This is a genomic window from Paenibacillus sp. FSL R5-0407 (assembly GCF_038009185.1).
In the GTDB taxonomy this organism is placed as follows: Bacteria; Bacillota; Bacilli; order Paenibacillales; family Paenibacillaceae; genus Fontibacillus; species Fontibacillus vini.
On the sequence record NZ_JBBPAX010000001.1, the window covers coordinates 2,917,501 to 2,942,200 of the forward strand.

The 24,700-nt window shown below is 47.8% G+C and carries 42 protein-coding genes (1 of these 42 cut by a window edge); 2 read left to right on the top strand and 40 right to left on the bottom strand.

The window, feature by feature from the left end; translation table 11 throughout:
- Positions 1-82: the beginning of a hypothetical protein gene (locus NYE70_RS14110; RefSeq protein WP_211025631.1), read on the bottom strand. Its footprint begins 128 nt before the window's first position; the window shows 82 of its 210 coding nt (coding positions 1-82); the start codon lies at positions 80-82; its stop codon lies beyond the left edge, outside the window.
- Between the two features lie 200 nt (positions 83-282).
- Positions 283-897, bottom strand: coding sequence for a stage II sporulation protein M (locus NYE70_RS14115; RefSeq protein ID WP_211025629.1), 615 nt, complete (start codon positions 895-897; stop codon positions 283-285).
- 126 nt (positions 898-1,023) lie between these two features.
- Between NYE70_RS14115 and pdaB the strand changes: the two genes are divergently transcribed.
- On the top strand, positions 1,024-1,833 hold the full coding sequence (pdaB, locus tag NYE70_RS14120) for a polysaccharide deacetylase family sporulation protein PdaB (RefSeq protein WP_341046450.1): 810 nt from the start codon (positions 1,024-1,026) through the stop codon (positions 1,831-1,833).
- 52 nt (positions 1,834-1,885) lie between these two features.
- Here the strand turns inward: pdaB and NYE70_RS14125 are convergent, their stop codons facing one another.
- Positions 1,886-2,479, bottom strand: coding sequence for a KinB-signaling pathway activation protein (locus tag NYE70_RS14125; protein WP_341046452.1), 594 nt, complete (start codon positions 2,477-2,479; stop codon positions 1,886-1,888).
- Between the two features lie 127 nt (positions 2,480-2,606).
- Here NYE70_RS14125 and gerD point away from each other — a divergent pair, with 127 nt between their 5' ends.
- Complete coding sequence (gerD, locus tag NYE70_RS14130) at positions 2,607-3,434, top strand: spore germination lipoprotein GerD (RefSeq protein WP_211025623.1); 828 nt, start codon at positions 2,607-2,609, stop codon at positions 3,432-3,434.
- A 62-nt stretch (positions 3,435-3,496) separates the two neighbouring features.
- On the opposite strand, the gene NYE70_RS14135 is transcribed toward gerD, so the two are convergent.
- The 37 genes from NYE70_RS14135 to rplD form a co-directional block, all read right to left on the bottom strand.
- Entirely contained in the window at positions 3,497-4,612 is a 1,116-nt protein-coding gene (locus NYE70_RS14135) for an Mrp/NBP35 family ATP-binding protein (RefSeq protein ID WP_290407430.1), read from the bottom strand.
- Positions 4,613-4,672: 60 nt separating this feature from the next.
- Positions 4,673-5,443, bottom strand: coding sequence for an N-acetylmuramoyl-L-alanine amidase CwlD (gene cwlD, locus NYE70_RS14140; RefSeq protein WP_213656566.1), 771 nt, complete (start codon positions 5,441-5,443; stop codon positions 4,673-4,675).
- A gap of 280 nt (positions 5,444-5,723) precedes the next feature.
- Entirely contained in the window at positions 5,724-6,893 is a 1,170-nt protein-coding gene (gene sat / locus NYE70_RS14145) for a sulfate adenylyltransferase (RefSeq protein ID WP_290407429.1), read from the bottom strand.
- A 39-nt stretch (positions 6,894-6,932) separates the two neighbouring features.
- Complete coding sequence (locus NYE70_RS14150) at positions 6,933-7,625, bottom strand: phosphoadenylyl-sulfate reductase (RefSeq protein ID WP_290407435.1); 693 nt, start codon at positions 7,623-7,625, stop codon at positions 6,933-6,935.
- 261 nt (positions 7,626-7,886) lie between these two features.
- Positions 7,887-8,279, bottom strand: a complete 393-nt coding sequence (gene rpsI / locus NYE70_RS14155) for a 30S ribosomal protein S9 (protein ID WP_120463601.1) — start codon at positions 8,277-8,279, stop codon at positions 7,887-7,889.
- 20 nt (positions 8,280-8,299) lie between these two features.
- Positions 8,300-8,737 (bottom strand): 50S ribosomal protein L13, encoded by a 438-nt coding sequence (gene rplM / locus NYE70_RS14160; RefSeq protein ID WP_211025615.1) that lies wholly within the window; start codon positions 8,735-8,737, stop codon positions 8,300-8,302.
- 247 nt (positions 8,738-8,984) lie between these two features.
- Positions 8,985-9,314: a TFIIB-type zinc ribbon-containing protein gene (locus tag NYE70_RS14165; protein ID WP_213656564.1), complete on the bottom strand. Its 330-nt coding sequence runs from the start codon at positions 9,312-9,314 to the stop codon at positions 8,985-8,987.
- 116 nt (positions 9,315-9,430) lie between these two features.
- Positions 9,431-10,240 (bottom strand): tRNA pseudouridine(38-40) synthase TruA, encoded by an 810-nt coding sequence (gene truA, locus NYE70_RS14170; RefSeq protein WP_211025639.1) that lies wholly within the window; start codon positions 10,238-10,240, stop codon positions 9,431-9,433.
- Between the two features lie 130 nt (positions 10,241-10,370).
- Entirely contained in the window at positions 10,371-10,736 is a 366-nt protein-coding gene (rplQ, locus tag NYE70_RS14175; protein ID WP_211025610.1) for a 50S ribosomal protein L17, read from the bottom strand.
- 35 nt (positions 10,737-10,771) lie between these two features.
- Positions 10,772-11,716 (bottom strand): DNA-directed RNA polymerase subunit alpha, encoded by a 945-nt coding sequence (locus NYE70_RS14180; protein ID WP_211025608.1) that lies wholly within the window; start codon positions 11,714-11,716, stop codon positions 10,772-10,774.
- 130 nt (positions 11,717-11,846) lie between these two features.
- A complete protein-coding gene (rpsK, locus tag NYE70_RS14185; RefSeq protein ID WP_091234561.1) occupies positions 11,847-12,242 on the bottom strand; it encodes a 30S ribosomal protein S11 in 396 nt (131 codons plus the stop codon).
- Positions 12,243-12,261: 19 nt separating this feature from the next.
- On the bottom strand, positions 12,262-12,630 hold the full coding sequence (rpsM, locus tag NYE70_RS14190; protein WP_211025606.1) for a 30S ribosomal protein S13: 369 nt from the start codon (positions 12,628-12,630) through the stop codon (positions 12,262-12,264).
- Positions 12,631-12,650: 20 nt separating this feature from the next.
- On the bottom strand, positions 12,651-12,764 hold the full coding sequence (rpmJ, locus tag NYE70_RS14195) for a 50S ribosomal protein L36 (RefSeq protein ID WP_003333770.1): 114 nt from the start codon (positions 12,762-12,764) through the stop codon (positions 12,651-12,653).
- Between the two features lie 152 nt (positions 12,765-12,916).
- Positions 12,917-13,132 carry a translation initiation factor IF-1 gene (gene infA, locus NYE70_RS14200; protein WP_006676514.1) on the bottom strand — a complete coding sequence of 72 codons (216 nt, stop codon included), beginning with the start codon at positions 13,130-13,132 and terminating at the stop codon, positions 12,917-12,919.
- 2 nt (positions 13,133-13,134) lie between these two features.
- The gene (locus tag NYE70_RS14205; protein WP_211025604.1) at positions 13,135-13,449 is read right to left on the bottom strand and encodes a KOW domain-containing RNA-binding protein; all 315 of its coding nucleotides are present in this window, start codon (positions 13,447-13,449) and stop codon (positions 13,135-13,137) included.
- 3 nt (positions 13,450-13,452) lie between these two features.
- Positions 13,453-14,205 (bottom strand): type I methionyl aminopeptidase, encoded by a 753-nt coding sequence (gene map, locus NYE70_RS14210; protein ID WP_341046464.1) that lies wholly within the window; start codon positions 14,203-14,205, stop codon positions 13,453-13,455.
- 4 nt (positions 14,206-14,209) lie between these two features.
- On the bottom strand, positions 14,210-14,854 hold the full coding sequence (locus NYE70_RS14215) for an adenylate kinase (RefSeq protein ID WP_211025600.1): 645 nt from the start codon (positions 14,852-14,854) through the stop codon (positions 14,210-14,212).
- Positions 14,855-14,949: 95 nt separating this feature from the next.
- Positions 14,950-16,251 (bottom strand): preprotein translocase subunit SecY, encoded by a 1,302-nt coding sequence (gene secY, locus NYE70_RS14220; protein ID WP_211025598.1) that lies wholly within the window; start codon positions 16,249-16,251, stop codon positions 14,950-14,952.
- Positions 16,251-16,691 (bottom strand): 50S ribosomal protein L15, encoded by a 441-nt coding sequence (rplO, locus tag NYE70_RS14225; protein WP_211025596.1) that lies wholly within the window; start codon positions 16,689-16,691, stop codon positions 16,251-16,253. The genes secY and rplO overlap by 1 nt, the downstream gene beginning before the upstream one ends.
- 108 nt (positions 16,692-16,799) lie before the next feature.
- Complete coding sequence (gene rpmD, locus NYE70_RS14230; RefSeq protein ID WP_211025594.1) at positions 16,800-16,985, bottom strand: 50S ribosomal protein L30; 186 nt, start codon at positions 16,983-16,985, stop codon at positions 16,800-16,802.
- A 12-nt stretch (positions 16,986-16,997) separates the two neighbouring features.
- A complete protein-coding gene (gene rpsE / locus NYE70_RS14235; protein ID WP_211025591.1) occupies positions 16,998-17,495 on the bottom strand; it encodes a 30S ribosomal protein S5 in 498 nt (165 codons plus the stop codon).
- 25 nt (positions 17,496-17,520) lie between these two features.
- Positions 17,521-17,889, bottom strand: a complete 369-nt coding sequence (gene rplR, locus NYE70_RS14240) for a 50S ribosomal protein L18 (RefSeq protein WP_211025637.1) — start codon at positions 17,887-17,889, stop codon at positions 17,521-17,523.
- Positions 17,890-17,972: 83 nt separating this feature from the next.
- Entirely contained in the window at positions 17,973-18,515 is a 543-nt protein-coding gene (gene rplF / locus NYE70_RS14245) for a 50S ribosomal protein L6 (RefSeq protein WP_211025589.1), read from the bottom strand.
- A gap of 30 nt (positions 18,516-18,545) precedes the next feature.
- The gene (rpsH, locus tag NYE70_RS14250; protein WP_211025587.1) at positions 18,546-18,944 is read right to left on the bottom strand and encodes a 30S ribosomal protein S8; all 399 of its coding nucleotides are present in this window, start codon (positions 18,942-18,944) and stop codon (positions 18,546-18,548) included.
- Positions 18,945-18,975: 31 nt separating this feature from the next.
- Entirely contained in the window at positions 18,976-19,161 is a 186-nt protein-coding gene (locus NYE70_RS14255; protein ID WP_009226651.1) for a type Z 30S ribosomal protein S14, read from the bottom strand.
- Positions 19,162-19,210: 49 nt separating this feature from the next.
- Positions 19,211-19,750: a 50S ribosomal protein L5 gene (rplE, locus tag NYE70_RS14260; protein ID WP_211025585.1), complete on the bottom strand. Its 540-nt coding sequence runs from the start codon at positions 19,748-19,750 to the stop codon at positions 19,211-19,213.
- A 33-nt stretch (positions 19,751-19,783) separates the two neighbouring features.
- On the bottom strand, positions 19,784-20,137 hold the full coding sequence (gene rplX, locus NYE70_RS14265) for a 50S ribosomal protein L24 (RefSeq protein ID WP_211025583.1): 354 nt from the start codon (positions 20,135-20,137) through the stop codon (positions 19,784-19,786).
- A gap of 39 nt (positions 20,138-20,176) precedes the next feature.
- Positions 20,177-20,545, bottom strand: a complete 369-nt coding sequence (gene rplN / locus NYE70_RS14270; protein WP_211025581.1) for a 50S ribosomal protein L14 — start codon at positions 20,543-20,545, stop codon at positions 20,177-20,179.
- Between the two features lie 36 nt (positions 20,546-20,581).
- Positions 20,582-20,845: a 30S ribosomal protein S17 gene (rpsQ, locus tag NYE70_RS14275; RefSeq protein ID WP_211025579.1), complete on the bottom strand. Its 264-nt coding sequence runs from the start codon at positions 20,843-20,845 to the stop codon at positions 20,582-20,584.
- A gap of 50 nt (positions 20,846-20,895) precedes the next feature.
- Positions 20,896-21,096 carry a 50S ribosomal protein L29 gene (gene rpmC, locus NYE70_RS14280; RefSeq protein ID WP_044482515.1) on the bottom strand — a complete coding sequence of 67 codons (201 nt, stop codon included), beginning with the start codon at positions 21,094-21,096 and terminating at the stop codon, positions 20,896-20,898.
- Positions 21,086-21,520, bottom strand: coding sequence for a 50S ribosomal protein L16 (gene rplP / locus NYE70_RS14285; RefSeq protein ID WP_059040326.1), 435 nt, complete (start codon positions 21,518-21,520; stop codon positions 21,086-21,088). The genes rpmC and rplP overlap by 11 nt, the downstream gene beginning before the upstream one ends.
- Positions 21,521-21,522: 2 nt before the next feature.
- Entirely contained in the window at positions 21,523-22,191 is a 669-nt protein-coding gene (gene rpsC, locus NYE70_RS14290) for a 30S ribosomal protein S3 (RefSeq protein WP_211025577.1), read from the bottom strand.
- A gap of 13 nt (positions 22,192-22,204) precedes the next feature.
- Complete coding sequence (gene rplV, locus NYE70_RS14295) at positions 22,205-22,537, bottom strand: 50S ribosomal protein L22 (RefSeq protein ID WP_211025575.1); 333 nt, start codon at positions 22,535-22,537, stop codon at positions 22,205-22,207.
- Positions 22,538-22,572: 35 nt separating this feature from the next.
- Positions 22,573-22,851: a 30S ribosomal protein S19 gene (gene rpsS / locus NYE70_RS14300; RefSeq protein ID WP_211025573.1), complete on the bottom strand. Its 279-nt coding sequence runs from the start codon at positions 22,849-22,851 to the stop codon at positions 22,573-22,575.
- 76 nt (positions 22,852-22,927) lie between these two features.
- On the bottom strand, positions 22,928-23,758 hold the full coding sequence (rplB, locus tag NYE70_RS14305; protein ID WP_211025571.1) for a 50S ribosomal protein L2: 831 nt from the start codon (positions 23,756-23,758) through the stop codon (positions 22,928-22,930).
- A 27-nt stretch (positions 23,759-23,785) separates the two neighbouring features.
- The gene (gene rplW, locus NYE70_RS14310; protein WP_211025569.1) at positions 23,786-24,076 is read right to left on the bottom strand and encodes a 50S ribosomal protein L23; all 291 of its coding nucleotides are present in this window, start codon (positions 24,074-24,076) and stop codon (positions 23,786-23,788) included.
- Positions 24,076-24,699: a 50S ribosomal protein L4 gene (gene rplD / locus NYE70_RS14315; RefSeq protein WP_211025567.1), complete on the bottom strand. Its 624-nt coding sequence runs from the start codon at positions 24,697-24,699 to the stop codon at positions 24,076-24,078. Before rplD ends, rplW begins: the two co-directional genes overlap by 1 nt.
- Between the last annotated feature and the right edge of the window lies 1 nt (position 24,700).

Here is a 24,700-nt window from a genome sequence, read left to right on the forward strand (position 1 = left end):
CAAGCAGCATCTCATCCAGCTCCTTGCGAAGAACATAATCGAGCTCTTTGCATTCCTTTTCGTTAAATAACATTCCCAGCATAACATCAACAGCTCCTTTTTCATTTTAAATACGATGTTTACAAGGACTTGGGTTAGGACGTAATCAGGGGCTATTAGATCTGTATACGATCTTTACATATCCTGGGTATTGTTTAACCTTTTACCTGCCTGCATAAACTCGTTCTTTTGGACCGCTTTAATGTTATGCTCACTTTCCGGGAAAATTATGACAACCAAGTCTTAACGAACTAAATGATAAGTAACTGTACTTTCAATAACTGCGGCAACTAGCAAAAATATTACAATCCAAAAAGCCCCGCGCCCCGCCGCACCGAAGAAGCCTCTCCAGTCCACAGTCCGGTCCTCCCTATCTCTTGCTCCTAACTCACCAATTCCTTTCAGCGTGAGATATCCAAACTGAAGTCCATAGGCCGAAGCAATCAGGATTGCAGGAATCTCGATGATCCCATGCGGCAGCAAGCCCAGCACAATCAGATCAAACAGGTTCTCCCCTTGTTCCGCCGCTAAAGCTACTATTAATCCCAGCACCATCCCGTTCATCAGCAGGAAAAAGGCCGGAAGCACTCCAAGAAACGCCCCAAGCAATATAATCGCGACGCTCTTAACCGCATTGTTTATAAATATAAATTTGAAAAAGCTAAGCTCCGGCACCGACGATTGCGACAGCTCGCGGCTATATTCTCGAAGACCTTCCAATTGAGGGGCTACCAGCCTTACAATAGCTTCCGATCCCGCCGCCCCCAGCACAATCCCCACCGTAAATAATGCAAGCGATAAGAAGATCATTTTTTTGTAGCTGACTAAATCCTTGATGAATCGACGTAATGATAACATATCCATAAAGCCTCCCAATTTCTATTCCGATTCTTATCCCACCGGGGTCATAAAGCAAAAAGGTACGAGCATACATTAGTACAAGCGGGTCACATTTCAATCTCAGACGAGAGGGGCAACCATCGCATGAACAATTTCTTCTATGTCCTGAACGGGAAGAAAATCAAAAGGTTTTTCTTTGTTTTCGCCGCAGCTTTATTTGCAGCAGGTGTGATTTATGTGGAACAAGGCCATGTTACCGTCTTTTCCGAAGAGAGCAGCCCGACAGCTATTTATAGTGTGTCCACAGAGAAAAAGGTCATCGCCTTAACCTTCGACGTCAGTTGGGGAGATAAACGCGCGGAGCCGATTCTAAATGTACTGAAGGACAAAGGAGTGCTGAAAGCTACCTTCTTCCTCTCCTCCCCTTGGAGCAAAAGCCACCCCGAACTTGTGAAGGCCATTCAACAACAAGGTTATGAAATCGGCAGTCATGGTCACAAGCATACCAACTACAGCGAATTGAGCGAAGAAGAAATTTCTAAGCAACTGACTTCGGCCCATACTATTTTAACCGATCTTACCGGAAAAGCACCAAACCTGCTCCGGCTGCCTAACGGGGACTTCGACAAGCGGGTGTTAAAAATCGCCGACAACCTCGGTTACAAAGTAATTCAATGGGATACCGACTCCCAAGACTGGATGAATAAAGGAACCGAAACGATCGTAAAACGCGTGGTCGGAAAAGCACACCCTGGAGACATCGTGCTGCTGCACGCCAGCGATTCCGCAAAACAAACCCACGAAGCACTTCCAGTAATCATCGACGAGCTGCGAAAAAAAGGATATGAGTTTGTGTCGGTATCGGATTTGCTGCAGGAAGCCGGACTTCAAGGAAGCCAAGTTCGTGATCAAGCCTGGCTCCAAGAGCAGATGGATACGGCAGCCGGAATGTAATTCAGGAATAGAGGGAAAATAAAAAGCCCGGTGCGGTTACCGGGCTTTTTTCTCATGCGGTTTGCGTTCTTGGTTTCAATACTCGGTGCAGGATTAAAATCTGGTAAGCGTTGCATGCGATTAACGGAGCGACGATCCAGGCGGTAGCCTGATCGACGCCAATCTTCAGTACCCCGACGGTTTCAACGATCGTCACTGCGATCATAAAAAACAGAGTCGGGATCCAGGCCGATCGGTTGGTCATTTTAGACTTAAAGTAAGCTACGACACAGGCGATCAGTAGCAGCAAGATGCCAAGCACCAAGTCGGATGTTCCTTTTCCTTCCCGCCCTACAAAAGTACGGAAGAATAATAGCTCCAATAAAGCCAGGGCGGCAAGAATGAGCTGAATATACTGCCAAGTCGTACGCGAAAAGACGCCTGTTCCTATGTAATTGATCATCATATAAGCGAAGAATCCCATTTGGGAATATACGCTGACCATGATGCCGACGCCGAGCAAAATGCCGACATTCACCAGTAAATCGGCGGTTCCATTCAGTTCCATCGTGTTCGTCCACTGCAATAGCAAGCCGACGACCAGGGACCCGATGGCTCCAACTACCAAGGTTGTCCAAAATAAAAACAGCCAGTTTTTTAAATTCAACCACGTCACCCCCACTATCGAAACATTTTACCAACGATCCCGCTAAAAAACCATTGTTTTCGGTTGGATAAATCTTTTTTTACGGCCGCATACTAAGCACAGCGACAAGCACAAGGAGGAAGGAACCATGAAACGGCTGGGTTATCGATGGTTTGTATGCATTTTATGTTTATTTACTCTTCCGCTGGCGGCCTGCGGTTCTGAACAAAGCGCTTCCTCTTCTCAAGGTGGAGGCGGCTATAAAGACACGAAATCGATGGTTATCGACATCTTGAAGACCGATGACGGCAAGAAGGCCATATATGAAGCATTAAGCGGAAGCAGCGGCGGTGGCCAGGGAGGCAGCAGTTCCGGGTCCGGGTCAAGCTCCGACTCCGGCTCCGATTCGGAAAGTGAAAGCGGGTCCGGTGGATCCGGCGAATCGGGTGGATCCGGCGGTTCTGGAGGAGGAAGCGGGGGCGGAGGCTTCGGCATCAAAATGATTCTTCCCGGTCAATCGTCGGAACAAATCCGTATGGCAGTCAAGGAAACCATCACAGCACCCGAGTATAAAAAAGAACTGGAAAAAATCATGACCGACCCGCAATTTGCCGGGGATTTTGCCAAAGCAGTGAATTCACAGAGCAAGCAGATGCATATGGAGCTTATAAAAGATCCGACTTATCAAAAGTCGGTCAGCGAAATCATGAAATCACCTGAAGTCATGAAGATGTTCCTCGACCTCACCAAAACATCCGATTTCCGGAAACAATCCATGACTGTCATGCAGGAGGCTATGCAAAGCCCGTTGTTCAAGATGGAAGTCATGGAACTTCTCAAAACCGTGGTTCAGGAGCAGCTTCAACCTAAAGTGGAGAAGTCCCCTAAAGCCGGCGAAGGAGAAGGTGGCCAGGAGGGCGGGAACCAGGAAGGTGGAGGAGGAGGCCAAGGCAGCGGAGGAGGAGGTTCTTCTTAGAGCGTTCCCTTCGGATAAAAGATCTTAAATCGACCTACATCAAGAAAGACTGACCCCTGGGGTCAGTCTTTTGTGCATCGTTCTATGATTTGTAACGCAACATCTTTGTACATCTGTCCTACAGGCGTGTCAGCCTTATAAACGGACGGTGAGAAGTCCGGTTCCGAAGGATGGTTGTCCGGCGCACTAACCGGGATTTGAGCCAAAAGTCCGGTATGCAGTGTCTCCGCCAGTCTTCCGCCGCCGCCGCGTCCAAAGATGTAATCCTTCTGTCCGCAGGAAGTACATTCGTAGTAAGCCATATTCTCAACTACCCCAAGCACTTCATGCTCGGTCTTTATTGCCATAGCACCAGCACGCGCAGCGACGAAAGCCGCGGTAGCATGAGGCGTAGTTACTATGATTTCCCGGCTTTGTGGGATCATCTGATGCACGTCGAGTGCGATGTCCCCTGTACCCGGCGGCAAATCAAGCAACATGTAGTCCAGCTCGCCCCAAGTCACATCGTTGAAAAATTGACGGAGCATTTTTCCGAGCATCGGACCGCGCCAAATGACGGGATTGTTATCCTGGATAAAGAATCCCATGGACATCACTTTGACCCCGAACCGTTCCACCGGAATGATCGAGCCCTCTTCTATCGATGGAGCGGTTTCAATTCCCATCATATCCGGTACGCTAAAGCCATAAATGTCAGCATCAATCAAACCTACCCGCTTACCAAGTCTGGCCAGGGCTACCGCAAGATTGACGGTCACGGTCGATTTACCGACGCCCCCTTTGCCGCTCGCGATCGCTATAAAATTCACGCCGGCTTGAGGATCCAATATTGGAAGGTGCTCCAAACCGGCTCCGCGTCCCTTAAACGACGCGCTCCCCTCTTCCGGTTCAGAAACCGGGGAGTTTGCCGGATAACCTGCTAGATCCCGCTCGTGTTCCGAAGCTTCCCGAAAACGGAGATGTACATCCTCTATGCCCGCTTCCGCCAAGCGAAACCGTATTTCTTCGGCTGTCTTTTGCTGCTGGTCTCCATCCTTCTCCAGACATACGACGGTAAGAGACACCCGGTCCTCTTTGATCATGATGTCCCGGATCCACTGCAGCTCAATCAGACTCCGTTGTAATGCCGGCTCAGCCACCGGCCGTAAAACCGCCTCAAGTTGCTCCTTCGTTATCAATGACAGCACCTCGACTTTAGTGATATCGTGAATATATCCAATATGACAATTATTATATCACTACTTGTCGATATCTGCTGTCTTTCCACTTCCTTCTCCAGAGCTATACCTCAGAATACCTTGATAAATGGATGCAGCCACTTTGCGCTGATAACGATCATCGCCAAGCAACCCGGATTCTTCAGGGTGAGATAAGAACCCCACCTCCACAAGCGCTGCCGGAATCTTCAGTGCCTCCAGCACGTAAACCGGCTTGTCTGATTGTTTGGCTACCCGATCCGTATTCTCCAGATTTCGCTTCAGTTCCTGTTGAATCAGATCCGCCAGATTAGCGCTGTTCCCGTTATTCAGGTAATAAAAAGTTTGCGCACCCCGCCAGCGAGGAGAAGGAACACTGTTCATATGGATACTCACAAACAGCTTGGCCTGCTGCTCTTCAATGAACCGGACGCGCTGTTTCAAGTCCTCCGTCTTCCTCTTCTTATATCCCTTAGTATCGGCCCCGGCCAAATCCCGATCTTCCTCCCGGGTCATGACGACAATAGCTCCGGCCTGCTGTAAATAATCGCGTAAATAGAGCGCGACTGCCAGGTTGATATCCTTCTCGATAATCCCTTGTTTGCTCACGGCCCCTCCGTCCGGACCGCCATGTCCGGCATCCAGCACAATCGTCTGTCCGGCAAGCGGCAGGCTCCAATAATTCCAAACCTTTGCCGTCGGAATCTCATAAATCGCCAGACCTGCAAGCATCCCTAATAACGCGATGCCGACCACCGCCTTTTTAATATGGCTGAGAGAGATCCATACCGTAACCTTATCTCTGGAGCCCATAAAAAAGCCACCTCCGTCCCGTAATGACATTAATCATCATATGGGACGAGGTGGACAAATATGACCATCAACTTTTGATCACGATGTAACACAAGAAGCGTAATCGACATCGAATCTTGAATTCAGCTGCTCCTTCCGGTGCTCACGTAGGTTCTGCCTACGCTCCGCTCCTCACTCACATCTTCATCCAACCTTCTCGGTGCTGAAAAGCCGACTTTTGATCACGATGTAACACAAGAAGCGTAATCGACATCGAATCTTGAATTCAGCTGCTCTTGTATTAGATAACTACTTGATGGCTCATGCCTTCGATTAAGACTCTGGCTACTTCAGGACGCGTAAATTCAGGCGGCGGGCAAATTCCCTCGCGGAGCAATCCTCTCACCTTTGTCCCCGACAGAGTCATATGATCTTCCTTCGGGTGAGGGCATGTCTTACTGGATGCCATATTTCCGCACTTCGTGCAGAAAAAGCTATGCTCAAAGAACAGAGGCGAAATCCCCAGTTCTTCCGCAGTAAAGTTCGAGAAAATCTCTTGCGCTTCATAGGTACCGTAATAATCACCTACGCCGGCGTGGTCGCGCCCGACAATAAAGTGCGTGCAGCCATAATTTTTACGTACCATCGCATGGAAAATCGCTTCTCTCGGTCCCGCATAACGCATTGCAGCAGGGAATACGCCAAGGAAGGTACGATCTTGCGGATAATAATTTTCCAGAAGGACGAGATAACTCTTCATTCTTACGTCAGCCGGAACATCATCCGATTTGGTCTCCCCCACGAGAGGATTGAGGAACAACCCGTCCACGATTTCCAGTGCGCTCTTCTGAATATATTCATGGGCGCGGTGAACCGGATTACGCGTTTGAAAACCGACGACACGGTTCCAGCCTTTCTCAGCAAAGATGCGGCGGGTCTCCGCCGGATCATAATAAAACTCGCCAAAACGTTCAGGCTTAGGACGGTTCAGCACCGTGACCTCGCCCCCGACATAAATAGGCGAACGGCTATAAAGCTTCTTTACCCCCGGATGCTCTAAATCATCCGTTTTAAATACATTCAGGGCCTCTTCCTTTTGGTCCACCTTATAAATGCTGCCTACATTCAAAAGGCCGTAAATGATCCCGTCCTGCTCTCCTACAAGCGCAACCTTCTCCCCAATTACCAAGCGCTCGGATTCTTCCTCACTAACGGACAACGTAATCGGAATACTCCATACCGTGCCATCAGCCAGTCGAATATTATGCACGACCGAGCGATAGTCTTCCTCGTTCAAAAAACCGGTAAGCGGCGAAAATGCCCCGACGCCGATCAAATCGAGATCCGAAATGGTCCATGTGTTAATTGAAATGGATTGCAGTTCCTTAGCCTGTGTCAGCAAGCGTTCCCGTTCTTCGCCAGCCGCCAGCCGGTTTACCAGGCTTCCGCCATGCGGTAAAATCGCCGTCATTTTCATCTCTCCTCATTTATGCAAAGCATTCATTATATTTTATTTATGAAGTCCACATTCCGTTTTTTCAGAACCTGCCCAACGTCCTGCACGAGGGTCTTCGCCCGGCATTACCTGACGGGTGCAATATTCGCAGCCGATACTCGGGTAATTACGATCATGCAAAGGATTATAGATGACATCATTCTCACGGATATAATTCCAAACATCCTCGTTAGTCCAGCTTGCCAGCGGATTGAATTTCACCAAACCGAATTTTCCGTCATACTCGATCTTCTTCGCATTGGCACGCGTCGGTGCCTGATCCCGTCGGATCCCTGTAATCCATGCCTCATATTGAGATAAAATCCGGGTCAAAGGCTCCACTTTACGGATGTTGCAGCAGGCATTGGGATCGGTCTTCCACAGTTCTTCCCCATGCCGTAATGCCTGTTCCTCAGGTGTAATCACAGGAGATACCCGTACAAACTCCAAACCATACTTGGATGCCATGGCATCTCTAGTCTCGTAGGTTTCTTTAAAGTGAAAGTCCGTGTCGAGGTAAAAAACATCCGTAGATGGACTTACCTTCTGCAGCATATCAACCAGCACTACATCTTCCGCACCAAAGCTGCAGGCAAAAGTAATGTTTGGAAATGTTTCGACCGCCCATTTAATAATTTCTTGGGGTGTTGCCGATTCCAGCTCCTCCGCTTTCGTCGTAATCAGTTTTTCTTTCTCCAGCAAATTCATCATCATTCGCCCCTCCGCTTGTAAAGAAAATAAACGATTCAACATGACATCAATATAATACCGACTAAACAGATTTGAATTATAGTTTAAAGTATAGGGCATTCTTCTGATAAGTCAATAAAAAAGACCCAATTTCCCGGAAGAAAGTTAGGTCTGAGCGTGAATTCAGCTTGTTTATCGATGGAGCGAGTTGGACAAAAAACGAAAAAGCCCTTGGCCGATAAAGGCCAAGGGCTGTAATTCCTTGTTGAACAAGAAATATTAACGTTTCGAGAACTGTGGTGCGCGACGAGCGGCTTTAAGACCGTATTTTTTACGTTCTTTCATCCGTGGGTCACGAGTCAGGAAGCCTGCTTTTTTGAGCGCAGGACGGAATTCAGGGTCTGCTTTAAGCAATGCACGGGAAATACCGTGACGGATTGCGCCAGCTTGACCGGAGATACCGCCGCCATGAGCGATTACGATTACATCGTAGCTGCCCAGCGTCTCAGTCAAATTCAGAGGTTGTTTAACGATCAGTTTGAGGGTTTCCAAACCGAAATATTCATTGATATCGCGTTTATTGATGACAATGCGTCCTTCACCCGGTACAAGGCGAACACGAGCTACCGAATGTTTACGACGACCTGTCCCATAGTATTGTACTTGTGCCATGAAACTGTCCTCCCTTTTAATTATCCGCGAAGTTCGTAAACTTCAGGTTTTTGTGCTGCATGTGGATGCTCTGTGCCGGCATAGACTTTCAGTCTCAGCTTCATTTTCTCGCCTTGACGAGTTTTAGGCAGCATGCCGTGTACAGCAGATTCGATTACACGTTCTGGTTTAGTTCTCAAGAGATCCTTAGCAACTGTCACTTTCAGACCGCCTGGATGCAGGGAGTGACGATAGTATTTCTTGTTTTCCATCTTCTTACCAGTCAAAGCAATTTTCTCAGCGTTGATAACAACAACGAAGTCGCCGCCGTCAACGTGTGGAGTGAATTGTGGTTTGTGTTTGCCGCGGATCAGAGCAGCGGCTTCGCTTGCCAAACGGCCCAGCGTTTTGCCTTCGGCATCAATGATATGCCAGTTGCGCTCAACTTCACTTGGCTTCGCCATATAGGTGGTACGCATGAAAAGATCCTCCTTCATTCTCGTTCGAAATGGTTCTTAGAAGCGTAAAACGATCTGGCCTTCGGGTTCCGTGACCGCTTCCCGCCATTTATCTGTCATCGTTTTATTTGCTTATTTAATGTTGTAAAGCTTTGTTAGATGGTCTTCTCAACTGGGGGCTGTGGGATAGCCGTTAAGAAAACACAACTTTTATTTTACAGGATCGGTGGTACATGTGCAAGTATTTTTTCATAAGCAATACGAAGTTTTAATCGAAAAGATCTCCGAATACATCCAGGACGGATTTCTTCTTCTTATGCTTATAATGACCCTGCGGATATCCCTGCTTGTAGCCTTGCTGCTGAATTCTCGGATCCGGGTTACGATAATCTTTCTCTCTTTGTTCATATGCATGTCCATCGTCATGGCGATCATACCATTCATTGAACGCAGGCCGGATCTCCCGGATCTCGCTCATCAGCTTCTCCAGTTCTCCACGATCTAACCAGACACCCTTGCAATCCGGACACACATCGATCAAAACACCGTCTTTCTCGACTTCTCTCATACGAACATCATTGCAAACTGGACACTTCATTGGGTATTCGCCCTCCTAAGGTTCGTTTATAGAGTTTAATTCCTCTAATAATTTTTGCACTTCTGTTTTGTTACGTATGAAAACAATGGCGGTTTCGTTAAAAAGACATATCTTCCCTATGATAATGTGTTATCCGATACTGCAGGAAAATCCCGAAGCTCATTATACTCCACTTTCCACAGCATTAAGCCTTTACTTTCGGCCGTCGGGCCGGCAGCAGCCCGGTTTTTAGCCTCCAGAATGCGGCCCATCTCCTCAGGAAGACGTTTCCCTTCTCCTACCTGCAGCAGCGTCCCCACTATGATTCTCACCATATGCTGCAGAAAGCCATTGCCGGTAATATAGATATGGATAATCCCCTGCTCATGAGATCCGGCCCCCTCTTTACCGGGGTCTACCTCGATCCTGGCCTCATAAATCGTTCTTACATGACTTTGCTTGGTCGAATGTCGGGAAGCGAATGACGTATAATCATGGGTTCCAATTAAATAAGCCAAACCCTCCCTCATCGCCATAACATCGAGGTAACCGGGATGATGCAGTTGATACGGCTGCTCGAACACATCAAAGACCCTGTTTCCGTTAATTGAATACCGATACGTTTTGCGTTTGGCAGAGCGTCTGGAGTGAAACTCTAGAGGCACCTCCACTGCATCGGTGATCCGAATATCGTAAGGAAGACGTCCGTTCAAAGCGTGACGCCATCTTTCTACCGGAATTTGCGAAGACGTTTGAAAGTGAAAGGTTTGCCCACGTGCATGGACTCCGGCATCCGTCCGTCCTGATCCATGGATTTTCACTTCTTCCCCCGTTAACTGACGGATAGCGGCTTCGAGCTGATCTTGTACCGTGTTCCCATCAGGCTGCGTCTGAAATCCAAAATATCGGGTCCCATCATAACTGAGGGTCATCAGTAAATTGCGCAACATGCAGCCCTCCTTCCAGCCTAATAAAAGTTTCACTCCCGTCAAACCCAAAAGAAAAACTCTCCTAAGCCAAGCCTAATGCGGCGAGCCGTCAGAGAGTTTCACTGTGGTTGGGGAGCTTCCCCGAAAATTAAGCCCGGTCTACCAGTTCCAAGTAAACCATAGGGGCAGAGTCACCGCGGCGCGGTCCCAGTTTCATGATACGAGTGTATCCGCCTGGACGCTCGGAATAGCGAGTAGCCAGCTCCGAGAACAGCTTTTGGATTGCGTCAGTTTCACCATCGATCGATTCGCGGCGAACATAAGCAGCAACTTGACGACGGGCATGCAGATCTCCACGCTTAGCTTTGGTGATCAGCTTCTCGGCGATAGAACGAACTTCTTTCGCCTTAGCCTCAGTCGTTTGGATGCGTTCGTATAAGAACAGGTCCGTTACCAGATCGCGGAACAAAGCTTTACGCGCACTGGAATCGCGGCCCAACTTTTGGTATGCCATGAGTTTTCCCTCCTTCGCTAGAACGATTAAACAGTCTATTCTTCCGTACGTAGGCCCAAACCAAGCTCTTCGAGCTTCTCTTGCACTTCTTCCAAAGATTTGCGTCCGAGGTTCCGGACTTTCATCATATCTTCTTCAGTTTTGGTAGTGAGCTCTTGTACCGTGTTGATACCGGCACGTTTGAGGCAGTTATAGGAACGGACGGAGAGATCGAGCTCTTCAATCGTCATTTCAAGCACTTTCTCTTTTTTGTCTTCTTCCTTTTCGACCATGATTTCCGCGTCCTTCGCTTCGTCCGTGAGACCCACGAACAGGAAGAGATGCTCAGTCAAAATCTTAGCACCGAGACTAACCGCTTCTTCAGGTCTAATGCTGCCATCGGTCCATACTTCAAGCGTGAGCTTGTCATAATTGGTCACTTGGCCAACACGTGTATTCTCTACAACGTAATTGACGCGAGCAATCGGGGTATAGATCGAGTCAACGGGAATGACACCAATTGGTTGATCATCACGTTTGTTCTTATCTGCCTGAACATAACCGCGACCGCGGCCGGCATAGATGCGCATGTGGAGTCTCGAACCCGGTTCAAGCGTTGCAATATGCAAATCCGGATTCAGAATTTCTACGTCGCTGTCGGCACGGATATCACCTGCAGTGATGACCCCTTCGCCTTCCGCATCGATTTCGAGAATTTTCTCTTCATCGGAGTGGATTTTGAGCGAAAGTGCCTTCAGATTCAGGATGATTTCCGTGACGTCTTCCATTACGCCCGGAATAGTCGCGAATTCATGCAGAACACCATCGATTTGGACCGAGGTTACCGCAGCACCCGGCAGAGAAGAGAGCAAAATCCGGCGAAGCGAGTTGCCCAGTGTTGTGCCATATCCACGCTCAAGTGGTTCTACTACAAATTTCCCATAGGTGCCTTCATCGTTAACGTCTACGGTCTCGATTTTCGGCTTTTCGATTTCTATCACGAAATTACCCCTCCTTCAAAACGTCGTTCCTTAGAAACTGTCATGTTTTCTGAAGTCTATCATGTAGTATGCCTAAACAACCATTGTTACCAACATATGCTGTTGTTATACCACACTAGAGGCGGCTTCATTATACACGACGGCGTTTCGGAGGACGGCAACCGTTATGAGGAATCGGAGTTACGTCTTTAATCATGTTAACTTCGAGGCCTGCAGCTTGCAAGGAGCGGATAGCGGCTTCACGACCGGCTCCAGGACCTTTAACCATAACTTCGACGCTCTTCATGCCATGTTCCATAGCTGCTTTTGCAGCCGATTCCGCTGCCATTTGAGCGGCGAACGGAGTGGATTTACGGGAACCTTTGAATCCAAGGCCGCCGGAGCTTGCCCAGGAAATTGCGTTGCCGTGCGGATCCGTAATTGTAACGATCGTATTGTTGAAGGTGGAGCGGATATGTGCCACACCAGTTTCAATATTTTTGCGGTCACGACGTTTAGTACGTACGACTTTTTTTGGTTTAGCCATTGTCTGTTATCCCCCCTTCTTATTTCTTCTTGTTCGCTACAGTACGACGAGGACCCTTACGAGTACGGGCATTCGTTTTAGTACGTTGTCCACGAACCGGCAATCCACGACGATGACGAACACCGCGGTAGCAGCCGATTTCAATCAGACGCTTAATATTTAAGGAAATTTCACGACGAAGGTCACCTTCAACCTTGACCGTCTTGTCGATCGTTTCGCGTAGTTTGCTAACCTCATCTTCCGTCAAGTCACGAACACGAGTGTTCGCACTGATGCCTGTTTCAGACAGGATTTTCTGAGAAGTCGTTTTACCGATTCCGAAAATGTAAGTTAAGGCGATCTCAACGCGTTTATCACGTGGCAAATCCACACCAGCTATACGTGCCATTTTACGCTACACCCCCTTCTTTAACCTTGTTTTTGTTTGTGTTTCGGATTTTCGCAAATCACCATTACATTGCCTTTGCGACGAATGACTTTGCATTTTTCGCAAATTGGCTTCACAGAAGGTCTTACCTTCATGTTGATTACCTCCCTAAAGTTTTGCGAAGCAAAACTCTCTTCGTAGGATGAATATGAACTAAGTTTTACGGATGTAAAACGAACTTCCCAAAGTGCTTAAATTACTCAACCTGAATATCATAACATAAAACTGTTCCAAATGGTATTGGAATCTATTTGCGGTACGTAATACGACCTTTACTTAGGTCATAAGGTGACAATTGAACAACCACTTTGTCTCCCGTCAGGATCCGGATAAAGTGCATCCGCAATTTCCCGGAAACATGCGCGAGAATTTGATGACCGTTCTCAAGCTCTACTCTAAAAGTAGCATTAGGCAACGGTTCGATAACCGTACCTTCAACTTCAATAACATCTTCCTTGGCCACTGTCATTCTCCTTTCTCTTCGGCGTTTGAGTTGGCGGATTCCATATATACGTTCACTGCATAGCGCAATTTCCCGTTCGTTACCCGACCGCTTTCTTGCAAACTATGAACTACTTCGCTGCTGATCATCGGCTGAAGCTCGAGATGCTGCAAATTTTTCCGTTTAGGCTGGTCAAACTTTCGTTTGTCTCCATCCGCAATAAGTACGAATCTTTCATCCACAATCCCGATGATCACATAAACGGTACCTGCGTCTCTACCCCTCAGTGTTTTCACGATTTGGCCAACTTGAGGCTCTGGATGGTGTTTCACCTTCATCACCTACGCATCCAGCTTCGTGAGAATTTCCAGTCCGTCAGCGGTAACTGCCACCGTATGCTCAAAATGAGCGCACAAGGAGCCGTCAACGGTAACGACTGTCCAATCATCTTCCAACGTTCTCACATACCGCGTACCGGCGTTGACCATCGGTTCGATCGCCAGCACCATGCCGGGTTTCAACCGCGGCCCACGATCCGGTGTGCCGTAATTCGGAATTTGCGGTTCTTCATGAAGCTCTGTTCCTATGCCGTGACCGACATATTCCCGAACCACCGAGAATCCCGCATCTTCGATAAACTGCTGGATCGCATGCGAAATGGTGTACAAGCGTACATCAGGTTTGACAAGTGCAAGGCCTGCATAGAGAGATCCTTCGGTAACATCCAGAAGCCGTTTGGCTTCATCGGATATAGTCCCGACCGGATAAGTCCAAGCCGAATCACCGTGGTAACCGCGATATTCGGCGCCAATGTCAAGGGTGATGATGTCGCCTTCGTTCAATTTGCGTTTGCCGGGAAATCCATGTACCAATTCTTCGTTGACCGAAGCGCAAATGCTGTAAGGAAAACCGTTATAACCTTTGAAAGACGGCACAGCGTTTTGACTGCGAATGAACTTGTCGGCGATTTGATCGAGTTCCCCCGTCGTAATTCCAGGCTCAATCGATTGAGCTATGAGCCTATGCGTTTCCGCTACGATTCGCCCCGCTTCTCTCATGAAGCCCAGTTCACTTTCGGATTTACAAATGATCATTAAGCTAACCTCGCAGTATGGATACGATCTCTGACGAAACCGTTCCGATTTCCTGTTCTCCATCTACTTGACGCAGCAGGCCCTTATCTTCATAGAACGTGAGGAGAGGTGCCGTTTTGTTGATATATTCGTCCAGCCGAGTTCCTACGCTCTCTTCGTTATCGTCGGAGCGCTGGTACAGCTCGCCGCCGCACTTATCACAAACACCTTCCTGAACAGGAGGATTAAAGATCACATGATAAGTGGATCCGCAAGACTTACAAATGCGACGTCCCGTAAGACGCGCCAGCAACTTGTTCCGGTCCACTTTCAGGTTGATGACATGATCCAGTTTTTTATCTAATCCGCTAAGCAGATCCTCCAGCGCTTCCGCTTGCGAAAGGGTTCTTGGAAAACCGTCCAATAAGAAACCTTTTTCGCAATCGGACTGCTGCAGACGTTCGCGGACGATACCGACCGTTACATCATCAGGCACCAGAAGGCCTTGATCCATGTATTCCTTCGCCTTGATTCCAACAGGAGTACCCTGTTTGATTGCAAGACGGAACGCATCACCGGTGGAGATGTGAGGAATGCCGAATTCGTTTACGATGACCTCTGCTTGTGTTCCTTTTCCTGCTCCAGGAGGTCCCATGAATAGAATGTTCATGTCTATCACTCCCTCCAAGAATGAATCAACTATAAGAAACAGAACAATAGGCGCCAGGTGAGTTCAGAATCGAGCTCGTACCTGGAACCTATCGCTTACTTATTGATAAAGCCTTTATAGTGGCGTTTGATCAATTGGCTTTCGATTGTCTTCATCGTATCCAGTGCAACACCGATTACGATCAGGATCGAAGTACCCCCGATTTGAACGCTTTGTGGCAGTCCGGCCAATGCACCAAGGCCCATTGGAAGGATCGAGATCAACGCAAGGAAAATAGCACCCGTCATCGTCAAACGGGTCAAAACCCGAGTGAGATAAGTCGCTGTCGTTTTCCCTGGACGGATCCCCGGAATGTATCCGCCGTTCTTCTTCATGTTGTCAGCCATCTGCTGCGGGTTCATCTGTACGAAAGTATAGAAGAATGTGAAACCGATGATCATGACGACATAAAGCACCATGCCGAGCGGGGCGCTGGTTGCCAGGTTCTTAGTAATCCATTGTGCCCAAGCATGCGTCGACCAAAAGCTGGCGAGCACAGCAGGGAACTGAAGCAAGGAAACCGCAAAGATTACCGGAATTACACCCGCTGCGTTAATTTTGAGCGGAATATGTGTATTCTGGCCACCGTACATTTTGTTACCTACAACCCGTTTAGCGTATTGTACCGGAATCTTCCGGATCGCTTGTTGAATGTAGATAACACCAATAACGATCAAAACACATACAAGCACGATTGCAATCGACTTCACCACGTTCATGAAGGCTTGACCTTCCACGATGAACTCGGATTTGGAAATCGTTTGGATCTGCGAAGGAATCCCCGCAACGATCCCGGCAAAGATAATCAGTGAAATTCCGTTACCGATTCCTTTTTCCGTGATCTGTTCGCCCAGCCACATCAAGAAGGACGTACCTGCTGTCAAAACAATTGCAATCACCAGATAGTCCGCAAAGCTTGCATTTGGCACCATCTCGACATTGTACATCCGGTTAAAACCGACCGACGTAGCGAATGCCTGGATTATCGCCAAAATCACCGTACCATAACGGGTAACCTGAGCCATCTTCTTCTTACCGTGCTCGCCTTGTTTCGCCCATTCCGCGAATTTCGGAATGACGTCCATGGAGAGCAACTGAACAATAATGGAGGCCGTAATGTACGGCATAATCCCGAGCGCAAAGATCGAGAAGTTCTTGAGTGCGCCGCCCGAGAAGGTGTTCAAAAGCCCGAACAGATTATTCGCCGCATTACTATCCATTGATTCAAACACCGAAGTATCTACACCCGGAACCGGAACAAACGAACCGATCCGATAGATAAGGAAGATAAACAGTGTGAAGAGAATACGGTTGCGCAGGTCTTGAACATGCCAAATGTTCTTAATGGTTTTAAACATTAGATCACCTCGGTTTTACCGCCGGCAGCCTCGATTTTCTCTACCGCAGATTGAGAGAACTTATTCGCTTTAACTGTCAGTTTGACAGTAACTTCACCGTTGCCAAGAACCTTGATTCCGCTTTTTGCGTTCTTCACGATTCCTTGTTCAAACAACAGTTCAGGAGTTACTTCCGTACCCGCTTCAAAGCTGTTCAGTTCTTCGATGTTCACAATCGCGTACTCTTTCCGCGTCGGATTGTTAAATCCGCGTTTTGGCAAGCGACGATACAACGGGTTTTGTCCGCCTTCGAAGCCCGGACGTACACCACCGCCGGAACGAGCGTTTTGACCTTTGTGACCACGCGTAGATGTTTTACCCATACCGCTACCTGTACCGCGACCTACGCGTTTGCGTTCTTGGCGGGATCCAGGAGCTGGGGAGAGCTCATGTAACTTCATCGTTCGTTGCACCTCCTTATTTATTGTTTGGCATTTGAGCGTGCCGATAATCCGGTTCTCGGATTATCTAGGCGGGCTCAATGCGACGATTCGCAGCTAGTGCTAGGATTATTCGGCGATTTCTTGAACCGCAACCAAGTGGCTTACTTGATTAACCATACCACGAATGGCAGGGCTATCGTTGTGAACCACGGATTGGTTAATTTTGCGAAGTCCCAAAGTTTTTACGGTAGTACGTTGGTTCTCCGGACGACCGATCAAACTACGCACGAGGGTAATTTGCAGTTTAGCCATGAGATTCCCTCCTTAACCGAGAAGTTCTTCGACGGATTTACCGCGTAATTTCGCAACATCCTCAGCACGCTTCAGGCGGGACAAGCCCTCTAAAGTCGCATTGACCATGTTGATGGAATTCGAAGAACCTAAAGATTTTGTCAAAATGTCGCCAACGCCTGCAAGTTCAAGTACGGCACGAACAGGACCGCCAGCGATAACCCCGGTACCTTCCGATGCTGGTTTCAAAAGCACACGGCCAGCACCGAAATGACCAACTACTTGGTGAGGGATCGACGTTCCTACGAGTGGAACATGCACAAGATTTTTCTTAGCATCTTCAATTCCTTTGCGAATCGCATCTGGAACTTCGCCTGCTTTGCCGATACCGGCGCCAACCCAGCCTTTGCCGTCGCCGACAACCACGAGTGCGCTGAAACTAAAACGGCGTCCGCCTTTAACTACTTTAGCTACGCGGTTAATGTTTACAACTCTTTCAGTCAGTTCTAAAGTGTTCGGATCTACACGCAAGTCGTTAACCTCCTTTTAAAATATTTTAGAATTCAAGGCCTGCTTCGCGCGCTGCATCAGCCAGCGCTTGAATACGTCCATGGTACAGATATCCACCGCGGTCGAATACAATGCCTTTTACGCCTTTTTCTTGGGCGCGTTTTGCAACCAGTTCACCGACTTTACGTGCAGATTCCACGTTACCGCCGTTGCTGATTTCGCTGCTCAATTCTTTATCGATGGTCGAAGCAGATGCGATCGTTACGCCAGCTACATCGTCAATCAGTTGAGCATAGATATGTTTGGAAGAACGGTATACGTTAAGTCTTGGACGTTCAGCCGTTCCTTGGATTTTTTTCCGCACACGCAAATGTCTTTTCAGACGGGCTTTATTTTTATCGCCTTTTGTAATCATGACTTCCATTTCACTCCCTTCGGTTTACCTTCACAAGCCGTTCAATTCAAGACGCTAGGAGGATTAGCCCGCTAAGAAGAAGTTTATTTCTTCTTACCGGCTTTACCTTCCTTACGAATAATGCGTTCGCCTTCGTACTTAATCCCTTTACCTTTGTAAGGCTCAGGCTCGCGAACAGCACGAATATTCGCAGCATATTCGCCTACGCGTTCTTTGTTAATCCCGCTTACGATGATTTTCGTATTCGAAGGAACTTCGAATGCGATACCTGGTTCCGGAGTGATTTCAACCGGGTGGGAATAACCCACGTTCAGAACGAGTTTCTCGCCGGATTTGCTTGCGCGGTATCCAACGCCAACCAGTTCGAGGGTTTTTGTGAATCCTTCGGTAACCCCGCTCACCATGTTGCTTACTACACTGCGTGTAGTGCCATGCAGGGAGCGATGCAATTTATTGTCGGAAGGACGTTCAACCACGATTTCATTGTCTTGAACGGTTACCTTCATATCCTTGTGAAGCTCACGAGTCAAAGTGCCTTTCGGCCCTTTCACTGTAATGACGCTATGATCAAGTGTGACATCCACACCACTTGGTACTGTAATTGGTTTGCGACCAATACGAGACATTTGCTGCACCTCCTTGTTTTGTGACGTTAATTACCAAACGTAGCAGACAACTTCGCCGCCGGCTTTCGCCTGACGAGCTTCTTTATCGGTCATAACTCCCTTAGAAGTGGAGATAATCGCGATACCCAAACCGCCGAGGACACGAGGAACTTCGTTGCTCTTCGTGTAAACGCGAAGGCCTGGCTTACTGATTCTTTTCAACCCCGAGATAACGCGCTCGTTGTTAGGGCCGTATTTCAAGAAAATACGGATGATCCCTTGTTTATTATCATCGATATATTCTGCATCACGGATAAAACCTTCACGCTTCAAGATCTCAGCGATTTGTTTTTTGATCGTGGACGCAGGCAGTTCTACTGTTTCGTGGCGAACAGTGTTCGCGTTACGAATACGAGTAAGCATATCTGCAATTGGATCTGACATAGTCATACGTGTAAACCTCCTTCCCGTTGTTGATGGATTACCAGCTTGCTTTTTTCACGCCAGGAATCTGGCCTTTATAAGCTAATTCACGGAAGCAAATTCTGCAAATTTTGTACTTCTGCAATACCGAGTGTGGACGACCGCAACGCTCACAACGGGTGTATGCCCGTACTTTGAATTTCGGTGTGCGTTGTTGTTTAACTTTCATCGAAGTTTTTGCCACTTAGCCTGACACCTCCTAAATAGTTTCGGAGAAAAGAAACGAATCGTTCTTACTTCGCAAATGGCATTCCGAGACCGGCCAGCAATTCGCGGGACTCTTCATCGGATTTTGCCGTAGTTACGATAACGATATCCATACCGCGCACTTTATCTACTTGGTCATACTCGATTTCAGGGAAGATCAATTGTTCCTTGAGGCCGAGTGTATAGTTACCGCGTCCGTCGAATGCTTTCGTCGATACGCCGTGGAAGTCACGGACACGCGGAAGCGTTACGTTGAACAGTTTGTCGAGGAAATGGTACATGCGCTCGCCGCGAAGAGTAACCTTCACGCCGATCGGCATGTTCTCACGGAGTTTGAAACCTGCGATAGATTTCTTAGCGCGAGTGATAACCGGCTTTTGACCTGCAATCAGCTGCATATCGCTTACTGCGGAGTCCAGTACCTTCGAGTTAGCTACTGCGTCACCTACACCCATGTTGATGACAACCTTCTCGATTTTTGGCACTTGCATTACTGTTGTATAGTTGAATTTTTGAATCAAAGCAGGTGTTACTTCGTTCAAAAAGCGTTCTTTCAATCTTGCCATGAATCATGTACCTCCTTTCTTTACATTCCTGGATTAGTCGATTACTTCACCGGATTTTCTTGCTACACGAACCTTTTTACCGTTGTCCAATACTTTGTAACCGATACGAGTTACTTTTCCGCTCTTAGGATCAACGTGCATAACGTTCGATGCATGAATCGGAGCTTCCTTCTCGATGATGCCGCCTTGTGGGTTCAGCTGATTAGGTTTTTGATGTTTCTTCACCATATTCACGCCTTCTACCAGCACGCGGTTTTCACGAGGATAAGCGGCGATGACGCGGCCTTTTTTGCCTTTGTCTTTACCGGAGATCACGATGACCGTATCGTCCTTTTTGACATGCAGCTTATTGTTATGGGATTCCAGAACTTTTTTCAGTCTAGGCATTCTTTACACCTCCTGTATATCGGGGTTGGGGTTTTCCAATTAGATAACTTCCGGAGCCAAGGAAACGATTTTCATGAAGTCCTTGTCGCGAAGTTCGCGTGCGACTGGTCCGAAAATACGAGTACCGCGTGGGCTCTTGTCATCCTTAACTACAACCGCTGCGTTCTCATCGAATGCGATGTAAGAACCGTCTTTACGACGAACCGAACGTTTCGTACGAACGACAACCGCTCTGACTACATCACCCTTTTTGACAACGCCGCCTGGTGTTGCTTGTTTCACAGAACAAACGATCAAATCACCGATTTGCGCTGTGCGACGACCAGTACCGCCCAAAACGCGGATACACATCAATTCCTTCGCGCCGGAGTTGTCAGCAACATGCAAACGTGTAAATGGTTGAATCATGGTAATGTCCTCCTTTCAGTCTAAGCTTCCCTGCTATTAGATAATAATCGCTTTTTCAACGACTTCAACGAGTCTCCAGCGTTTGTCTTTAGACAATGGACGAGTTTCGGAAATTTTAACCGTATCACCGATTTTCGCAGTGTTGTTCTCGTCATGCGCTTTAAATTTCTTAGTGTATTTAATGCGCTTGTGGTACAAGTCATGCTTCTTGTAGGTTTCAACAGCTACAACGATGGTTTTATCCATTTTGTCGCTGACAACTTTACCGATTTGCACTTTACGGCTATTGCGTTCTTCCATGGTTAGCCTCCTTCCTGGACTTAGGCGCTTCGCATTCACAATGCGCAATATTAACTAATGATCCCGAGTTCTCTTTCACGTAATACGGTTTTAGCACGAGCTATTTCCTTACGCACGTCACGAATCCGAGTCGGGTTGTCAAGCTGGCCAGTGGCCAATTGAAAACGGAGGTTAAAGAGCTCTTCTTTAAATCCTGCCACTTTTTGTTCAATCTCAGCAGTGGTTAAGTTGCGAAGTTCATTAGCTTTCATTTGCTTCACCACCCAATTCTTCACGTTTCACAAACTTCGTTTTGATCGGCAGTTTGTGGGCGGCAAGACGCATAGCTTCACGCGCGATTTCCTCCGATACACCGGCAAGCTCAAACATGATTTTGCCAGGTTTCACAACTGCGACCCATTTTTCTACGTTACCTTTACCGCTACCCATCCGGACTTCAAGAGGCTTTTGAGTAATCGGTTTGTCAGGGAAAATTTTGATCCATACTTTACCGCCCCGTTTGATGTAACGCGTCATTGCAATACGCGCTGCTTCAATTTGACGGTTTGTAATCCAAGTTGGCTCAAGAGCTTGCAGGCCGTATTCACCGAAGTTCAATTCAGTGCCGCCTTTAGCTTGGCCTCTCATATTACCGCGTTGTTGCTTGCGGTGTTTAACACGTTTAGGTACCAACATGATTAGTTGCCTCCTTCCTGAACAGCTTGTTGTTTCTTAGCCGTAGGAAGAACCTCTCCACGATAGATCCATACTTTTACGCCGATACGTCCATAAGTCGTATGAGCTTCTGCCGTACCGTAGTCGATGTCGGCGCGGAGTGTATGAAGTGGAACAGTTCCTTCACTGTAGCCTTCCGAACGAGCAATTTCAGCACCGCCGAGACGACCGCTGACTGCTGTTTTAATCCCTTTCGCTCCCGAACGCATAGTTCTTTGGATCGCTTGTTTGAGCGCACGACGGAAAGAAACGCGACGTTCCAATTGTTGTGCGATGCTCTCAGCGACAAGAATCGCGTCAAGATCAGGGTGTTTGATTTCAGAAATGTTGATGTGAACTTTTTTGCCGCCTGCGATTTTAGTGATTTCATTGCGCAGGTTTTCAACCTCCGAACCACCTTTACCAATTACCATACCTGGTTTGGCAGTATGAATCGTAACGTTCACGCGGTTAGCCGCTCTCTCGATTTCAATGCGAGATACTGCGGAGTCTTTCAGTTTATTTTTCAGGTGTTCACGAATTTTAACGTCTTCAAGCAAAAGATCACCGAAATCCTTGCCTGCGTACCATTTGGATTCCCAATCACGGATAATCCCTACTCGTAATCCGACCGGATTTACCTTTTGGCCCACACGTTTTCCCTCCTTATTTTTCGGATACCACCAATGTGATGTGGCTGGTGCGTTTGTTGATCCGGCTTGCGCGTCCCATTGCACGAGGACGGAAACGTTTCATAGTCGGACCTTGGTTTACGTAAGCTTGCGAAATAACCAATTTATTAACATCCAGAGAATAGTTATGTTCAGCATTGGCAATCGCCGAGTTCAAAAGCTTCTCCACAACCGGGGAAGCCGCCTTTGGAGTATGGCGGAGAATCGCGATAGCTTCGCCAACTTGCTTGCCGCGGATCAAGTCAACAACGAGTTGAACTTTACGCGGGGCAATGCGGATAGACCTTGCATGTGCTTTTGCTTCCATGTGTGTTACCTCCTCTCAAACGAAGAACTTATCGATTAACGTCTCGTTTTCTTATCGTCGTCCGTATGACCTTTGTAGGTACGGGTTGGAGCAAACTCGCCCAGTTTATGTCCTACCATATCCTCGGTTACATATACCGGTACATGTTTGCGGCCGTCATATACGCCGAACGTGTGGCCAATGAATTGCGGGAAGATTGTAGAACGACGGGACCAAGTTTTGATCACGACTTTCTTGTTAGAACCGTTCACTTCTTCCACTTTCTTGAGCAGGTATCCATCGATAAATGGCCCTTTTTTAAGACTGCGACTCATTTCTTTATCCTCCCTTCGTTACGCTGCTTGTTTCGATCTTTCATCCACTACCGCGAAGTGATCCGCAGAGTGCGGATTACTTCGTACGGCGGCGAACGATATATTTATCAGACGCTTTGTCCTTTTTACGCGTTTTGTAGCCAAGGGTTGGTTTGCCCCAAGGAGACAATGGCGATTTACGACCGATCGGAGCGCGACCTTCACCACCACCGTGTGGGTGATCGTTAGGGTTCATGACGACACCGCGCACTTCAGGACGTTGTCCGAGCCAGCGGCTACGGCCTGCTTTACCAATCTTCACGAGTTCGTGGTCTCCGTTGCCTACAGCGCCGATAGTAGCGCGGCAAACCTTGAGAACTTTACGAACTTCACCGGAAGAAAGGCGGATCGTTACGTATTTTTCTTCTTTACCAAGCAATTGTGCTTCTGTACCAGCTGCGCGAACGAGTTGTCCGCCTTTGCCTGGCTTCAGCTCAATGTTGTGGATAACTGTACCTACTGGAATGTTTTCGAGCGGCATAGCGTTACCGATTTTGATATCGGAGCCAACGCCGGATTCGATCATGTCGCCTACTTTCAAGCCTTTAGGAGCCAGAATGTAGCGTTTTTCACCATCGGCATAGTGGATCAAAGCGATGTTGGAAGTCCGGTTCGGGTCGTACTCGATCGTAGCAACTTTACCTGGAATTCCGTCTTTGTTCCGTTTGAAGTCGATAATCCGGTATTTACGTTTGTGTCCGCCGCCATGGTGACGAACCGTAATTTTACCTTGGTTGTTGCGGCCAGCCGTTTTGCTCAGCGGAGCCAACAACGATTTTTCCGGTGTATCTGTAGTGATTTCTTCGAACGTAGACACGGACATGCCGCGTCTTGCCGGAGATGTCGGTTTATACTTTTTGATAGGCACTAGATTTCCCTCCTTACTTTAACGATTTTATACCGATTCAAAGAACTCAAGCGGTTTGCTGCCTTCCGCCAAAGTAACGAACGCTTTCTTCCATTCCGGAGTATATCCGAAGTGACGTCCGTAACGTTTTGGCTTAGCAGGAACACGCAGGGTATTCACATTGCTCACTTTAACACCAAAGATCGCTTCCACAGCTTTTTTGATTTCGGTCTTGTTGGCTTTGATATCCACTTCGAATACATATTTCAATTCGTTCATGTAATCAGCCGTACGTTCCGTAATCACCGGGCGCTTGATAATATCACGAGGATCTTTCATTACGCGAGCACCTCCTCTACCTTCTGAACTGCTTCCTTCGTAATGATCAGTTTGTCGTGCGTCAGCACGTCAAGAACATTAATGCCGTCGGCCGCTACGAATTTCACACCAGGAATGTTGCGAGCGGAAAGCGCTACGTTGTCATCATAAGAAGGAGCTACAACGAGAGCTTTACGATCTACTTTCAGGTTGTTCAAAATCGCTGCGAATTCTTTTGTCTTAGGTGCGCTCAGGCTCAATGCATCAAGAACGATGATATCCTGATCGATCACTTTCGAAGACAAAGCCGATTTAATCGCCAAACGACGTACTTTCTTCGGCAATTTATAAGAATAGCTGCGCGGAGTTGGTCCGAATACCACACCGCCGCCTACCCATTGCGGGGAGCGAATGGAGCCTTGACGAGCACGGCCCGTTCCTTTTTGTTTCCAAGGTTTACGACCGCCGCCGCGAACTTCGGAGCGTCCTTTTACTTTATGGGTACCAAAACGCAGGGAAGCGCGTTGCATAACGACTGCTTCATGCAGAACATGTGTATTTGGCTCGATGCCGAATACCGCGTCGTTCAGTTCAACTTCGCCTACTTGGCTACCGCTGACATTAAAAAGTGCTACTTTTGGCATT

Bases quoted from the DNA above. Each gene is read 5' to 3' on its own strand.
- sat (WP_290407429.1), bottom strand. From the start codon at position 6,893: ATGACGGCGATTTTACCGCATGGCGGAAGCCTGGTAAACCGGCTGGCG.
- rplN (WP_211025581.1), bottom strand. From the start codon at position 20,545: ATGATTCAACCATTTACACGTTTGCATGTTGCTGACAACTCCGGCGCG.
- rplW (WP_211025569.1), bottom strand. From the start codon at position 24,076: ATGAAAGATCCTCGTGATATTATCAAGCGCCCGGTGATTACGGAACGT.
- rpmD (WP_211025594.1), bottom strand. From the start codon at position 16,985: ATGGCTAAACTGCAAATTACCCTCGTGCGTAGTTTGATCGGTCGTCCG.
- rpsH (WP_211025587.1), bottom strand. From the start codon at position 18,944: ATGACTATGTCAGATCCAATTGCAGATATGCTTACTCGTATTCGTAAC.
- NYE70_RS14215 (WP_211025600.1), bottom strand. From the start codon at position 14,854: ATGAACATTCTATTCATGGGACCTCCTGGAGCAGGAAAAGGAACACAA.
- secY (WP_211025598.1), bottom strand. From the start codon at position 16,251: ATGTTTAAAACCATTAAGAACATTTGGCATGTTCAAGACCTGCGCAAC.
- rpmJ (WP_003333770.1), bottom strand. From the start codon at position 12,764: ATGAAGGTAAGACCTTCTGTGAAGCCAATTTGCGAAAAATGCAAAGTC.
- cwlD (WP_213656566.1), bottom strand. From the start codon at position 5,443: ATGGGCTCCAGAGATAAGGTTACGGTATGGATCTCTCTCAGCCATATT.
- rplE (WP_211025585.1), bottom strand. From the start codon at position 19,750: ATGGCAAGATTGAAAGAACGCTTTTTGAACGAAGTAACACCTGCTTTG.
- rplO (WP_211025596.1), bottom strand. From the start codon at position 16,691: ATGAAGTTACATGAGCTCTCCCCAGCTCCTGGATCCCGCCAAGAACGC.
- rplQ (WP_211025610.1), bottom strand. From the start codon at position 10,736: ATGGCATACCAAAAGTTGGGCCGCGATTCCAGTGCGCGTAAAGCTTTG.
- rpsI (WP_120463601.1), bottom strand. From the start codon at position 8,279: ATGGCACAAGTACAATACTATGGGACAGGTCGTCGTAAACATTCGGTA.
- map (WP_341046464.1), bottom strand. From the start codon at position 14,205: ATGATCATTTGTAAATCCGAAAGTGAACTGGGCTTCATGAGAGAAGCG.
- rplX (WP_211025583.1), bottom strand. From the start codon at position 20,137: ATGCCTAGACTGAAAAAAGTTCTGGAATCCCATAACAATAAGCTGCAT.
- NYE70_RS14205 (WP_211025604.1), bottom strand. From the start codon at position 13,449: ATGAAGGTGAAACACCATCCAGAGCCTCAAGTTGGCCAAATCGTGAAA.
- rpsS (WP_211025573.1), bottom strand. From the start codon at position 22,851: ATGAGTCGCAGTCTTAAAAAAGGGCCATTTATCGATGGATACCTGCTC.
- NYE70_RS14115 (WP_211025629.1), bottom strand. From the start codon at position 897: ATGTTATCATTACGTCGATTCATCAAGGATTTAGTCAGCTACAAAAAA.
- rplF (WP_211025589.1), bottom strand. From the start codon at position 18,515: ATGTCTCGTATTGGTCGCAAACCAATTACAGTACCAAGTGGTGTGGAT.
- rplR (WP_211025637.1), bottom strand. From the start codon at position 17,889: ATGATTACAAAAGGCGATAAAAATAAAGCCCGTCTGAAAAGACATTTG.
- rplP (WP_059040326.1), bottom strand. From the start codon at position 21,520: ATGTTGGTACCTAAACGTGTTAAACACCGCAAGCAACAACGCGGTAAT.
- pdaB (WP_341046450.1), top strand. From the start codon at position 1,024: ATGAACAATTTCTTCTATGTCCTGAACGGGAAGAAAATCAAAAGGTTT.
- rplM (WP_211025615.1), bottom strand. From the start codon at position 8,737: ATGCGTACCACCTATATGGCGAAGCCAAGTGAAGTTGAGCGCAACTGG.
- rpmC (WP_044482515.1), bottom strand. From the start codon at position 21,096: ATGAAAGCTAATGAACTTCGCAACTTAACCACTGCTGAGATTGAACAA.
- rpsK (WP_091234561.1), bottom strand. From the start codon at position 12,242: ATGGCTAAACCAAAAAAAGTCGTACGTACTAAACGTCGTGACCGCAAA.
- rpsM (WP_211025606.1), bottom strand. From the start codon at position 12,630: ATGGCACGTATAGCTGGTGTGGATTTGCCACGTGATAAACGCGTTGAG.
- rpsQ (WP_211025579.1), bottom strand. From the start codon at position 20,845: ATGGAAGAACGCAATAGCCGTAAAGTGCAAATCGGTAAAGTTGTCAGC.
- rplD (WP_211025567.1), bottom strand. From the start codon at position 24,699: ATGCCAAAAGTAGCACTTTTTAATGTCAGCGGTAGCCAAGTAGGCGAA.
- NYE70_RS14150 (WP_290407435.1), bottom strand. From the start codon at position 7,625: ATGAATTTGCTGGAGAAAGAAAAACTGATTACGACGAAAGCGGAGGAG.
- gerD (WP_211025623.1), top strand. From the start codon at position 2,607: ATGAAACGGCTGGGTTATCGATGGTTTGTATGCATTTTATGTTTATTT.
- rplV (WP_211025575.1), bottom strand. From the start codon at position 22,537: ATGGAAGCAAAAGCACATGCAAGGTCTATCCGCATTGCCCCGCGTAAA.
- NYE70_RS14165 (WP_213656564.1), bottom strand. From the start codon at position 9,314: ATGAAGTGTCCAGTTTGCAATGATGTTCGTATGAGAGAAGTCGAGAAA.